Raw genomic sequence first — 12,063 nt, 5'->3', positions numbered from 1 at the left:
GTTGTAAATACAACGTGCATCGTAAAAACTATCCTTGATCGATCCGGTCGACCGCCGGAACCCGCAGAGGAGCCCGTCATGACCGCTCAAACCACGGACACCAACCAGCCATCCGCGCAGAACGTCACACTTCAGGCGATCCGCGACCACCACCAGCGGCTCGGCCAGACGATGGCCCAGCACGCCCTCACCCTCCGCCGCGACATCGACCGCCTCGCCTCGCCGTACCCGCGCCGGGCCCAGTTGGTCGCGTTCTGCTCCGCCGAGGTGCTCCCGCACGCGCTCGCCGAGGAGGCGACGCTCTACGCCGCGGGCGCCGACCTGCCCGAGACCCGCCTGCTGGTGCGCGCCATGACGGACGAGCACGCCGTGCTGCGCGAACTCCTCTCCGAACTGGAGCAGGCGAGCACGAACGCCGAGATCGCCGGAGCCGCCACCGCCCTCGACGTCCTGTTCCAGGTCCATCTGCGCAAGGAGAACGACATCCTGCTCCCCGCCCTCGTGGACGCGGACGTTGACCTCGCCACGCTGCTCGACGGCATGCACGTGATCCTCGGCGACCACGGCCAGGACGCGCCCGCCCACCAATGCGGCTGCGGCGGCCACGGTCATGGGCACGGTCACGGTCACGGTCACGGGCACGCCCAGCCCGCCGCCCACCAGTGTGCCTGCGGCGGCCACGACACCTCCGGCGACCCGAACGCGCACGTCGAATTGGTGGACGGCGAGTTCGACGTCCGGCTGCTGCCGCACCGCGATCGGCACGAGCGGATCTTCGGCACCTACGACGCCCTCGCCCCGGGAGAGGCGTTCGTGCTCGTCAACGACCACGACCCCAAGCCGCTCTACTACCAGTTCGCCGCCGAGCACACCGGCGAGTTCTCGTGGGAGTACCTGGAGACCGGCCCCGAGGAGTGGCGGGTGCGCATCGCCCGTCTCTGACCGCCCCGCGTACCGGCGGACGGGCCGATTCCCCGTACGGCAGGCCCGCGCCGACGATCCCGAGCCCGTGCGCCTCGCGCCGGTCGCATCGGGTCGTCGGCGCGGCACGGCCGGGCCGTTTTCCGGAGGGACGCCTTCGCCGCCGGGCTGCTTCGCAAGGCGACCACGCCGAGGCCATCGAGACCGGCCAAGACGACGAGCGCGATTCACCCGTACGGCGGTGGAGCGATTCACGCCCCTCCGCCTCGGAGAGAACCGTGCCTTCCCCGTCATCGGCTGACCGCCTTCCCGGAACGCCGAAGCAATGGTCGTCACCGGCGACGAATGACATGTCCGACCGAACCGCCATCGGCCCCGACACGAAAAGGGCCGAAGGACCCATATCGTCGTGCTCTTGGTCCACTTGCGGAGGGAAGCGACCCTCGCCTGCTCCGGAGACCCCGCGCCATCCGAGGTCATCCCCGCAGATCACGGCCGAGGCCGACCCGGGCGTCACCCCCTGCCCGATAAGGCGGTATACGACGAACCGAATGTGATCAGGACAATCGGTCCACCGATTTGGGACCAAAGTCCCCATCCCCGGCGCCTTACGGAGCGGGATGATCAAAGCATGGTGCGATTCAGGTCAACCCATATGGTTTCGGATGCCTCCGCCATGAGTCCCGCAGAGGGGGTCGGAGCCCCGGTTGTGCCGCCGGAGGGACGGCTTCGGCCACGACCTTGATCGCGCCGCGAAGGACATGTGTCTCCGTCGCCCGTGAACCATCACGGGAGGCGGAGACACATGATTGTCGGGCCATCCGGGCCTAAGCGGCCATGGGTTCACCGGAGGGGCTATCCATGACCGAAGTCCAGGAGACCGTTTCTGCCATGCGTCACGCCGCCCACCCTCTGATCATCCAAGGCGGCATGGGAGTCGGCGTCTCGGGCTGGAAGCTGGCTCGCGCCGTCGCCAGGACCGGTCAGCTCGGGGTCGTCTCCGGGGTCGCGCTGGACCTGCTGCTCGCCCGTCGCCTCCAACTCGGCGACCCCGACGGCGACGTACGGCGAGCCCTCGCCGCCTACCCGCGCCGCAAGGCCGCCGAACGCATCCTCGACCGCTACTTCGTGCCCGGCGGCATCCCCAAGGGGCGCCCTTTTCGCCCCATCCCCCGCCTGGGCGTACGCCCCAACCCCTGGCGTGACGAGCTGCTGGCGGCGGGCAACTTCGTGGAGGTCTGGCTCGCCCGCCAAGGCCACGACGGCCCGATCGGCGTCAACTACCTGGAGAAGATCCAGCTCGCCACCCCGGCCTCCGCGTACGGCGCGATGCTCGCCGGCGTGGACTACGTGCTGATGGGCGCGGGCATCCCCAGCGAGATCCCGGCCCTGCTCGACGCCCTCGCCGCCGGCCGCCCGGCGAACCTGTCGATCACCGTCGCCGGAGCCGACACCCCGCACGTCATCACCTTCGACCCGGCGACCCTCGCCACCCCGCCGGGCACGCCCCCGCCGCGCCGCCCCCGCTTCCTCGCGATCGTCTCCGCCGCGATCCTCGCCGTCCACCTGAGCCGATCCCCGGCCACCCGCCCCGACGGCTTCGTCCTGGAGTCCCCCGTCGCGGGCGGCCACAGCGCCCCACCCCGGGGACGCATGCGCCTCGACGACACCGGCGAACCCGTCTACGGCCCCCGCGACCGCATCGACCTTGACAAGGTCGCCGCCCTCGGTCTGCCGTTCTGGCTGGCGGGCGGCCACTCCACCCCCAAGGCGCTCGCCGAGGCCCTCGCCGCCGGCGCGTCCGGCATCCAGGTCGGCACCGCCTTCGCCCTCTCCCGCGACTCCGGCCTGGACCCCCGGGCTCGGGCCCGCCTGCTCAAGGACGCCGCCGACGGCACCCTCCAGGTGCGCAACGACCCGAGCGCCTCGCCCACCGGCTTCCCGTTCAAGGTGGCCCGCCAGCCCGGCACCCTCTCCGAGCAGGACGTCTACGAGCGCCGCCCCCGCCTGTGCGACCTCGGCTACCTGCGTACGCCGTACCGCAAACCCGACGGCGAGATCGGCTACCGCTGCCCCGCCGAGCCCGTTGACACGTTCCTCCGCAAAGGCGGCACGGTTGAGGAGGCGACCGGCCGCCAGTGCCTGTGCAACGCCCTCACCGCCACGATCGGCCTCGGCCAGACCCGCGCGGACGGGTACGTCGAGCCGCCCCTGCTCACCCTCGGCCAGGACCTCGGCTTCCTGCCGCACCTGCCCTCCGCCGACTACGGCGCCGCCGACGTCGTCGAGTACCTCCTGAGCGGCGGCACGGCCGACGCCTCCGCCGCACCGGACGACGCCGAACAGCGGCCGTCGAGCGCGCTCTCGCCGACATGACGGGACCTTCGCCCCAATTCGGAAGGGCCATCGGCACTGCATGGCGCCCATCCGGACCCTCCACACTCGTTCACCGAACCCGCAAGGGCGACGACCGACTTCACCAGGGGAGTGCACGATGACCGATCTTCGGGGGCCGGCCGTGATCCTGCTGACGGCCGTCGGCGCGGCCATGCTCACGGCCGGTCCCGTGATGGTGGCCCGCGGCCGAGGCGGCAAAGCCGAGATCCGCCAGGAACTGGCCGACCAAAAGATCACCTTCCCGGAAGCCGACAAACTCCCGCCCGACCTGACCCGCCACGCGGGTTCCACGGTCTCCACCGGCCCCCAGGCCAAGGCCTTCGCCGACATGATCGCCGGAAACGTCCTCCAGGCCACCGGCGGCCGCACCTACGCCGAGATCAGCGCCGAGCTCGCCACCCGCCGCGACGACGAGAAACTCACCGCCCTACGCCAGACCGCCTTCATGGGCCAAACCCTCCGCGCCGGTTTGATGAGCGCGTACCAGGCCTGGCACCTCACCACCCTCGTCATCGCCCTCGGCCTCGCCTTCATGGCCATCGGCGCCGCCCTCGTCATGACCGCGGCCGTCCTCGCGACCTCCGGCTGACCACGGCCCTAAGTGAGAGGCCCTAAGAGGCCCTAAGAGATGCCCTGGGCCTTGCTGAGGAGGCGCTGGGCGATGACGACGAGGGCGAGGAAGACGCCACTGACGACCTGCTGGACGGAGGAGGTGAGGTTGCCGACCTGGTTGATGAGGCTTTGGATGACGCCCATCAGCAGGACGCCGGCCATGGTGCCCGTGATGCCCCCGACGCCGCCGGTGAGGAGCGTGCCGCCGATGACGACGGCGGCGATGACGTCGAGTTCCAGGCCGATGCCGAGGATGGTGACGCCGGAGGAGAGGCGGGCGGCGTTGAGGACGCCGGCGAGGCCGGCGAGCAGGCCGGACATGAGGTAGACGAGGACCTTGGTGCGGGCGACGGGGACGCCCATGAGTGCGGCGGCGTCCTCGTTGCCGCCGATGGCGTACACGTTCTGGCCGAAGCCGGTGCGTTGCAGCAGGAGCATGCCGAGCAGGGCCAGCAGCACGGTGATGTAGACCGGGTAGGTCAGGCCGAAGAAGCCGTCCTGGCCGAGGGCGGCGAAGATGGGGTCCCGCACCAGGTACGTCGTGGCGCCCTCGTTGGAGATGGCGAGCATGAGGCCGCGTACGCCGAGCATCCCGGCGAGGGTCACGATGAAGGGGGCCATGCCGGTGCGGGCGATGATGAGGCCCTGGACGAGGCCGACCAGGCCGCAGACGGCGAGGGGGAGGGCCAGGGCGGCGAGCGGCCCCGCCGGGGAGGCGTAGGCGGCGAGCACGCCGCCGAGGACGAACAGCGAGCCGACCGACAGGTCGATGCCGCCGCTGATGATGACGAAGGTCATGCCGATCGCGATGATCGCGGGGAAGGCCGACGACACGATCACGCTGGCCGCGTTGCCGGTGGTGGCGAAGGACTCGAAGGCCACCGAGCCGAACGCGACGAGCACGGCCAGCACCATGAGCGCGCCGTGCTGCTGCAGCAGGCGGCTCACCCGCTCGCGCAGCACGCCCTCCTGCTCGACCGCCGCGTCCGGGCCGGTCGCCGGGGAGGGAACGACCGCCTTGGACGCCGTCGATGTGGAAACCGACGCGGACGATCCTGTGGACGACATGGGCGACGGGGACGACATGGGCGACGGGGACTCGGTCATCGCTTGCCTCGCTCCCGGGTGGCGTAGACGGCGGCGAGGATGATGGCCGCCTGGACCATCTGGGTCCACGACTGGGGCAGGTTGTGCTTGATCAGGGTGGCGGCGAGTAACTGCATCAGCAGCGCCCCCATCACGGTGCCGAGGACGCGGATGCGCCCCCCGGTGAGCGGCGTACCACCCACCACCACCGCGGTGATCGCCGACAGCTCCATGTAGAGGCCGAGCGAGGTCGGGTCGCTGGCCTGCAGCCGGGCGGTCGCGAGCACCCCGGCGACGGCGGCGAGCACGCCCGAGATCACGTACACGATGAGCAGCACCCGCTTAACCGGCAGACCGGACAGCTCGCTCGCCGCCCGATTGCCGCCGATGGCGACGACGTGCCGCCCGAACGTGGTACGCCGCACCAGGAACGCCACGGCGAGCGTCAGCACGGCCGCGACGATCACGATCACCGGGACGCCCGCGATCGAGCTGCTGCCCAGGGCGATCAGGTCGGGGTTGCGGAACTCGACGAGCTGCGGCACGAGCACGTTGGCGAGGCCGCGGATGCCGACGAGCAGGGCGAGGGTGGCCACGATCGGCTGCACCCCCACGTACGCCACGAGCGACCCGCCGGCCGCGCCCGCCACGGCCCCGGCGAGCAGCGCCATCGCGATCGCGGGCAGCGCGCCGTACCCGAGATAGAGCACGACCACGGCGGCGGCGAGCGCCATCACCGAGCCGACCGACAAATCGATGCCCTCGGTGCCGATGACCAACGCCATCCCGAGCGACACGATCACGATCGGGGTGACCTGGACGAGCTGGGTGCGGAAGTTCCCCACATCGAGGAAGTTCGGCGTGAACAGGATGTTGAACGCGAGCAGCGCGAGCACCGCCGCGTACACGCCGTACTCCTGCAGCCAGGCCAGCACCCGCTCGCGATCGAGCCGGTCCGGCGCGGCAGCGGTCTCAGCAGCCATCAAGCCCCGCCTCTCGCTTCCCCGGTACGGCCCGCGCCCCGGCCGGCCATCCGGCGCGCGTCGCCGACGGCGATATCCACTCATTTACCCCGAAGGCTTGTCCTACCGGCATCTCGTTCACTGCGAATCGTCCTCTCCCGGCGCATCCGAGGGCCCGTCCGGGTACTCGCCAGAAGGCTCATCCGGGGGCTCATTGGGGGGCTCATTGGGGGGCTCAGCCGAATGGGCGGCGATCGACGCCATGATCGCCTGCTCGGTGATCTCTTCGCCGCGCAGCTCGCCGACGACCGCCCCCTCGCGCAGCACGACCACGCGGTCGGAGCCGTCCACCAGCTCCTGCAGATCGGAGGAGATCAGCAGCACCCCCAGCCCCTCCTCGGCGAGCTCGTCGATGAGCGCCCGCACCTCGGCCTTCGCGCCGATGTCGATCCCCCGGGTGGGCTCGTCGAGCAGCAGCGCCCGCGGTTGTACGGCGAGCCACCGCGCGAGCAGCACCTTCTGCTGGTTGCCGCCCGACAGCTCCGACACCCGCTGATTCGGCGAGGCCGCCTTGATGCGCAGCCGCCGCATGAACGCCGCCACGATCCGGTCGATGCGCTCATCGGAGACGATCCCGGCACGGGAGAGCCGGGGAAGCGCGGCGAGCGCGATGTTCTCCCGCACCGACAGGGTGGGCACGATGCCCTCGGCCTTGCGATCCTCCGGCAGCAGGCTCACCCCGGCCCGGATGGCCGACCCCGTGGTCCGATGCCGCAGCGGCCGTCCCGCCACGAGCACCTCGCCGCCGTCCAGGGGCAGCGCGCCCACGATGGCCTTCGCGGTCTCGCTGCGCCCCGCCCCGAGCAGCCCGCCCAGCCCGACGACCTCGCCCGGCCACACGGCCACCGACACCTCGTGCAACTGATGACGGCGGGTCAGCCCGCGCGCCTCCACCACCGGAACGTCGGCGCGTACGCCGTTGCGCCGTACCAGGGCGTCGTCCACCTCGGCGGCGGTCAGCGCGAGCGCGCCCGTACCCGAATCGGCCTTGACGTCGCCCAACCCATCATCCGCCTCACGCTGCGCGGGCAGGGTGGCGGCGAAACGCGCCCCCTGGGACCGCGGCGCCGGAACGTCGGCGAGGTCGCGGCCGAGCATGAGGGAGATGAGCCGCAACCGCTCCAGCTCCGCGAGCGGCCCGCTGTGCACCAGCCGCCCGTCCCGCAGCACGGTCACCCGGTCGCAGATGCGATAGAGCTCCTCCAGCCGGTGGCTGACGTACACGACCGCCAGCCCCCGCCGCCGCAGCTCCCGCACCACGCCGAACAGCGTCTCCACCTCGCGTGGTTCGAGCGACGACGTGGGCTCGTCCATGATGATCACCCGGGCGTCCACGGAGACCGCCCTGGCCAGCGCGACCATCTGCTGCGCCCCGACGCCGAGCGTGCGCAGCGGCCGCCGTACGTCGGTGTGCACGCCGTAGCCGGCGAGCACCCGCTCGGCCTCGGCGTTCATCCGCGCGGCGTCGATGACGCCGAGCCGGGTGCGCGGCTCGCGCCCGAGCAGCAGGTTGCGGGCCACGCTCATCATCGGCACCAGGTTGACCTCCTGGTAGATGGTCGAGATGCCGGAGCGCTGCGCCTCCAGCGGCGTGGCGAAGGACACCGGCTCGCCCCGGTAGCGCAGCTCACCGCCGTCGGGCCGGTACACGCCGGTGAGCACCTTGATGAGGGTTGACTTGCCGGCGCCGTTCTCCCCGACGAGCGCGTGCACCTCGCCGGGGAGAAGAGCGCAGGACACCTGATCCAGGGCGAGCACCCCGGGGAAGCGCTTGGAGACCTTGTGGGCCTCAAGCACCGGTTCCGTCTCGGTGGATACGGGCAACGGTTTCCTCCCCCGTAACGATCTCGTCTGGCGTATGCGGTTGCGGGACGCCGCCCCGCCCGCGCGGATCGCGGCGGCGCGGGGCGGCGTGCCCGCCCGGACCCCGGGCTCGTGATCGGTCCGGGCGGGCGGGCCGTGTGCCGATGAGGCGCCGATCAAGCGCCGATCAGGCGCCGATCAGTACGCGTCGCCCAGCGCGCCCTCGGCGGTGGACTTGTCATACTCCCGGTCGGAAATGATCACCTTGTCCGGTATCGGCTGCCCGTCGAGGAACTTCTGCGCGGTCTCGAAGGCGAGCGGCCCGAATCGGGGGTTGGACTCGATGACCGAGTGCAACCACCCGTCCACGATCCCCTGGACGGCACTGCGCGTCCCGTCGATCGAAACGATCTTGATGTCGCCGGGCTCCTTGCCCGCGCCCTTGAGCGCGGTCACCGCCCCCAGCGCCATCTCGTCGTTCTCCGCGTAGATGCCCTTGATGTCGGGCTTGGACTGGATGAGCTGCTCGGTGACCTGCTGCCCCTTCTCGCGGGCGAACTCGCCCGTCTGCTCGAAGGAGATCGTGATCTCCGGCGCCTTCTCCTTGATCCGGTCCTTGAACCCGGCGGTGCGCTCGTTGGTGACGTTGTTGCCGGGCGCGCCGAGCAGGATCGCCACCTCGCCCTTGCCACCGAGCGCCTCGATCATGCGGTCGGCGGCGCGCTTGCCCTGCTCGTAGAAGTCCGACCCGATGAACGTCAGGTAGTCCTTGCACGCCGTGGCGTTGATCTTCCGGTCCACCGTGATGATCGGGATCTTCTTCGCCGCGGCCTGCTGGAGCACCGGCTCCCAGCCGTCGGAGTTGAGCGGGGCGATGACCAGCAGCTTGACGCCCTGGGCGATGAGCTGCTGTACGTCGGTGATCTGCTTGGAGAACTGCGACTGGGCGTTGGTCACCTTGAGGTCGGTGATGCCCAGCTTGGCCGCCTCGTCCTTGATCGACTGGGTTTCGGCGATCCGGAACGGGTTGGCCTCCTTCTCCGACTGCGAGAAGCCCACCGGCGCGCTCTTCAGGTCGAACTTCTCCCCGCCGAACTGGCTGAGCGTGCAGGTCGCCGACGTCCCCGCCGGGCTGGACTGCACGACCTGCTGCTGCCCCTGGGTGCCGGAGGCGGCGGGCTGCGCGGTGCTCTCCTCGCCCCGGGCGCAGCCGGCGAGCGCGAGCACCGTGCACAGCGCGAGCGCCGCCCCGGTACGCCGGGCGCCCGTCCGTCTGCCCGAGCCGGAGGTCGATGTGGAGCGCAGGGGGGTGATCATGGTGTTTCCTTTCCGAATGGTCAGCACGCGACCGGCGCGTCCTTGATCACTGCCTGGTTGGCGGCGCTGATCCTGGCGACGTCGGGCTTGGTGACCGCCCGGTCGTACGTCATGATTCCGTTGACCTCGATCTCCACATCCGTGGTCTGGGTGTAGATCGCCGCGGACAGGCCCTTGCAGGAGCGCAGCCGCTTCAGGTCCTCGTCGAGCCGCACATAGTGGTCGGTGAGCGCGTTGCGGTCGGGCTCGCCGACGTAACCCCAGCCGCCGCCCGACCAGGTGTGGCCGACGAGGAGCAGGCCGAGCCCGCCGTACTCGCCGAGCACCGTGGCGCGGCTGCCGGTCGGCGCCGGCGGGTCGCCAGGGCCGACGTAGATGTGGTAGTCGGCGACGTCGCCGTTGCCGCCGTCCCGGGCGCCGCAGCAGTTGATGCCGCTCATGTTGTTGACCAGGCGGGACGGGTCCCACGCCTTGACCTGGTCGGCGATGCGGGCCTGGTCGTACTGGCCCCAGCCCTCGTTGAACGGCACCCACATGATCACCGACGGGCTGTTGTGGTGCTGGTCCATGATGCGCTTCAGCTCGGCCTCGAACTGGGCGTTGTCCTCGGCCGACCCGGCGGCGAACCGGGCGGGCATGTCCTGCCAGACCAGCAGGCCGAGGCGGTCGGCGTGGTAATACCAGCGGTCGGGCTCGACCTTCACGTGCTTGCGTACCGCGTTGAAGCCCCAGCGCTTGGTCTGCTCCAGGTCGTAGCGCAGCGCCTCGTCGGTGGGCGCGGTGTAGATGCCGTCGGGCCAGAAGCCCTGGTCGAGCGGGCCGAAGTTGAACACCGGCTCGCCGTTGAGCAGGATGCGGTTGGTCCCGTCCACCTGCGCGACCGCGATCGAGCGCATCCCGAAGTAGCTGCCGACCCGGTCGAGGGTACGGCCGCGGGCGTCCTTGAGCGTGACGTCCAGGTCGTACAGGAACGGCCGGTCGGGGGTCCACAGGATCGGGTCGCGCACCGGCAGCGTCAGCTCGGTCCCGGGGGCTCCGGTGACGGTGCCGACGACCTTGTGGCCGGCGCGGGCGGTGAGGGTGACCTTGGCGGCGCCGTCGCCCTCGGCGTTCACGGTGGCCTTCAGCGCCTTACCCGGCACGTCGGGGGTGGTGCGCAGGCCGGTGACGTGGGCGTCGGGCACGGGCTCCAGCCAGACCGTCTGCCAGATGCCGGAGACGGTGGTGTACCAGATGCTGTTCGGGGTGAGGTGCTGCTTGCCGAGGGCCTGGCGGTCGCGGTCGCTCGGGTCGGACACCCAGACGATCAGCTCCTGCTTGCCGTACGGGCGCAGCGCGTCGGTGACGTCCACGGTGTGCCGGTCGTAGCCGCCCTTGTGCGAGCCGACCTCGGTGCCGTTCACGTACACCTTGGACTCGTAGTCCACGGCGTCCAGGTGCAGCAGCACCCGGCCCTTCCAGCGGTTCGGCACGGTGAAGGTGCGGCGGTACCACATGCGGTCCTCGTGCCGCTGCAGGCCCGACAGGGTGGATTCGATCGGGAACGGAACGGTGACGCGCTCGCGCAGCGTGCGGCCGAACGGCGGGGCCTCGCCCTCGGCCGCGGCGGCGAACTCCCAGCGGCCGTTGAGGTTGAGCCACTCGTTCCGGGTGAGCTGCGGGCGCGGGTACTCCTGCAGCGGCCGGTTCGGGTCCACCTTCTTGGCCCACTGGGTGCTGATCGTGTACTTCGATCCGTTCTCCACGAGGATGTACACGTACGCCGCGAAGGCGCTGCCGTCGGCGTAGGCGACGCCGCCCTGGCCGTCGTAGGAGGCGCGCAGGCTGTTGCCGGCCTGCCGGGGGACGGGGTACTCCAGGCCGAGGCGCAGCACCTTGGGGTTGCGCCGGTCGAGGGCGACCGACTTCACCGGCCAGGCCGTACCGGCGACGGTGAGGCCGAAGTGGTTCGCGGCGTCACGGGGGAGCCGGGCGAGCGGCTTGTCGAAGGTGAGCACCGCGGTGTCGCCCGCCTCGGTGAGCCGGGCCGTGCTCGGCCCCGGCGGCTCGTAGCCCTCGGGAAGGGTGAACGCGCTCGCGGGCACGATCGCCTTGGGCGTGCTCGGGCTCTCCCAGCGCAGCCGCAGGTTGGAGCCGCCCCAGTTCTCGAAGTACTCGATCTTGAAGTCGTACGCGCGACCGGCTTCGAGCGCGATCGGGGTGCCGACCTGCTCGATGTCCCAGTCGTCCACCCAGTGGTCGATGATGATCTGGTTGTCGACCCACAGCCGGTAGCCGTTGTCGCCGATCATCGAGAACGTGTACGTCTCGGAGTGCTGAGGTGTGATCCGCCCGGTCCAGCGCACGGTCACGTTGTCGTTCTGGCCGGTGAGCGCGGTGAAGGTCGGCTCAAGGTCGGCGAACTCGATGTTCGGGTCGATGATCGTCGCCTTGAGCGTGCCGAAGTCGAACTTGCCCGGTCCCGTGCTCGTGTAGTACTCGCCCTTCAGCCCCGGCCGGGCGGCCGTGGCCGCCGCCGAGGCGTCAGGGTCCGGCGACTGTGCGGACGCCGGCGCCACCATGGCGACCTGCGCCACGAGCGCGGCGAGAGCCGCGAACAGTAACACGAGGGGGTGTCTGCCGATAGTCGTCCCGCGACTGCTTCTCATCCCACGACGTCCTCTCTCAGGAGCCCGTGGACCTAAAGAAAGCACCGCCTGATCGAAACAGTCAACAGTTTCGATCGCATTCGTTCAGATACGATCAGAGGAGCGGAGGCGCTACGGCGCGCCGCCGACTGACTATGATCGGTGCTGGTCAGGTCTTTCGCCGCAGGTGGCGAGACGACGGCGTACGTGATGAACCGGCGAAAGACCGGACAGACCGGAGACGGACCGCGGCGTGACCGCGGATGGACCGGGGATGG

8 protein-coding genes are annotated in these 12,063 nt (G+C 70.6%); 3 read left to right on the top strand and 5 right to left on the bottom strand.

Going from position 1 to position 12,063, the window contains the following annotated elements; translation table 11 throughout:
• Positions 1–78: 78 nt before the first annotated feature.
• The 3 genes from AB0K60_RS25820 (at position 79) to AB0K60_RS25810 (ending at position 3,907) form a co-directional block, all read left to right on the top strand.
• A complete protein-coding gene (locus AB0K60_RS25820; protein WP_364060073.1) occupies positions 79–942 on the top strand; it encodes a DUF2249 domain-containing protein in 864 nt (287 codons plus the stop codon).
• An 840-nt stretch (positions 943–1,782) separates the two neighbouring features.
• Positions 1,783–3,297 (top strand): nitronate monooxygenase, encoded by a 1,515-nt coding sequence (locus tag AB0K60_RS25815; protein WP_364060070.1) that lies wholly within the window; start codon positions 1,783–1,785, stop codon positions 3,295–3,297.
• Between the two features lie 118 nt (positions 3,298–3,415).
• The gene (locus AB0K60_RS25810; protein ID WP_364060067.1) at positions 3,416–3,907 is read left to right on the top strand and encodes a hypothetical protein; all 492 of its coding nucleotides are present in this window, start codon (positions 3,416–3,418) and stop codon (positions 3,905–3,907) included.
• A gap of 32 nt (positions 3,908–3,939) precedes the next feature.
• Here AB0K60_RS25810 and AB0K60_RS25805 read toward each other — a convergent pair whose 3' ends face one another.
• The 5 genes from AB0K60_RS25805 to AB0K60_RS25785 form a co-directional block, all read right to left on the bottom strand.
• Positions 3,940–5,037, bottom strand: a complete 1,098-nt coding sequence (locus AB0K60_RS25805; RefSeq protein ID WP_364060064.1) for an ABC transporter permease — start codon at positions 5,035–5,037, stop codon at positions 3,940–3,942.
• Entirely contained in the window at positions 5,034–5,999 is a 966-nt protein-coding gene (locus tag AB0K60_RS25800; RefSeq protein ID WP_364060061.1) for an ABC transporter permease, read from the bottom strand. Before AB0K60_RS25800 ends, AB0K60_RS25805 begins: the two co-directional genes overlap by 4 nt.
• 117 nt (positions 6,000–6,116) lie before the next feature.
• Positions 6,117–7,862, bottom strand: a complete 1,746-nt coding sequence (locus tag AB0K60_RS25795; RefSeq protein ID WP_364060058.1) for a sugar ABC transporter ATP-binding protein — start codon at positions 7,860–7,862, stop codon at positions 6,117–6,119.
• Between the two features lie 177 nt (positions 7,863–8,039).
• Positions 8,040–9,158 carry an ABC transporter substrate-binding protein gene (locus tag AB0K60_RS25790; protein ID WP_364060055.1) on the bottom strand — a complete coding sequence of 373 codons (1,119 nt, stop codon included), beginning with the start codon at positions 9,156–9,158 and terminating at the stop codon, positions 8,040–8,042.
• Between the two features lie 20 nt (positions 9,159–9,178).
• On the bottom strand, positions 9,179–11,764 hold the full coding sequence (locus tag AB0K60_RS25785) for a PA14 domain-containing protein (RefSeq protein WP_364060052.1): 2,586 nt from the start codon (positions 11,762–11,764) through the stop codon (positions 9,179–9,181).
• Positions 11,765–12,063 lie beyond the last annotated feature (299 nt).

This window comes from Thermopolyspora sp. NPDC052614 (assembly GCF_040678635.1).
Classification (GTDB): Bacteria; Actinomycetota; Actinomycetes; order Streptosporangiales; family Streptosporangiaceae; genus Thermopolyspora.
This window is presented reverse-complemented; position numbering and strand designations above follow the sequence as displayed.

Bases quoted from the DNA above. Each gene is read 5' to 3' on its own strand.
- AB0K60_RS25790 (WP_364060055.1), bottom strand. From the start codon at position 9,158: ATGATCACCCCCCTGCGCTCCACATCGACCTCCGGCTCGGGCAGACGG.
- AB0K60_RS25805 (WP_364060064.1), bottom strand. From the start codon at position 5,037: ATGACCGAGTCCCCGTCGCCCATGTCGTCCCCGTCGCCCATGTCGTCC.
- AB0K60_RS25800 (WP_364060061.1), bottom strand. From the start codon at position 5,999: ATGGCTGCTGAGACCGCTGCCGCGCCGGACCGGCTCGATCGCGAGCGG.
- AB0K60_RS25820 (WP_364060073.1), top strand. From the start codon at position 79: ATGACCGCTCAAACCACGGACACCAACCAGCCATCCGCGCAGAACGTC.
- AB0K60_RS25810 (WP_364060067.1), top strand. From the start codon at position 3,416: ATGACCGATCTTCGGGGGCCGGCCGTGATCCTGCTGACGGCCGTCGGC.
- AB0K60_RS25815 (WP_364060070.1), top strand. From the start codon at position 1,783: ATGACCGAAGTCCAGGAGACCGTTTCTGCCATGCGTCACGCCGCCCAC.